The sequence below is a fragment of the Nguyenibacter vanlangensis genome (assembly GCF_013376155.1).
GTDB classification, from domain to species: Bacteria; Pseudomonadota; Alphaproteobacteria; order Acetobacterales; family Acetobacteraceae; genus Gluconacetobacter; species Gluconacetobacter vanlangensis.
Window position 1 is genome coordinate 1 of record NZ_JABXXP010001195.1, and the last position, 599, is coordinate 599.

General features: G+C 71.5%; 1 protein-coding gene. It reads left to right on the forward strand.

The genetic code is table 11. The features are described 5' to 3' along the window. A partial coding sequence (gene opgC, locus HUK84_RS22070) for an OpgC domain-containing protein (RefSeq protein ID WP_176642025.1) occupies positions 1-492 on the forward strand: 492 nt, incomplete at its 5' end. Positions 493-599 lie beyond the last annotated feature (107 nt).

Here is a 599-nt window from a genome sequence, read left to right on the forward strand (position 1 = left end):
CTGCCGGCGGTCGGCTGGCTGCGCGGCCTGTGCGGCGCCTATCTGGTGCTGTCGGCCTTCGAGGTCTTTCCCTGGTCGCTGTGGGGGCTGCCGGACCTGCGGCCCTTCGCCATCCCCGCACCGGACAAGAGCGTGCTGGCCCCGCTGCGGCTGGTGGACGTGATGGCGATCTTCTACCTGGTGCAGTCCTCGCACGGGGCGCGGGGCGTGGCCGAGGGGCGGTTCGGGCGATTGATGGCGCTGTTCGGCCGCCATTCGCTCGAAATCTTCGCGGCCGGGACGGTCATCGACCTGTATGCGCGGCTGGTCTTCACCTCGTTCGGGTCGGGCTGGATGCTGCAGGTCGCGGTGAATGTGATCGGATTTTCGATCCTGTGGGGGCTGGCGACGGTTCTCGACCGGCGCCGGGTGCGGCAGAAGAGGCAGGCGGCGGCCGAGCCGGGCCGCGAGATGACGCCACCCCCCGTATCCGGCCTGAAACGAGCCCATTGATGTCCGATCCCGCCCCCGCGGCGCCTGTCGCCCACACCCCCGGCACGCATGTCGGGGCGCCCTTCCTTCCCCGCCTGACCGCCCGCCTGCTGCAGGGCCGGCCGGTG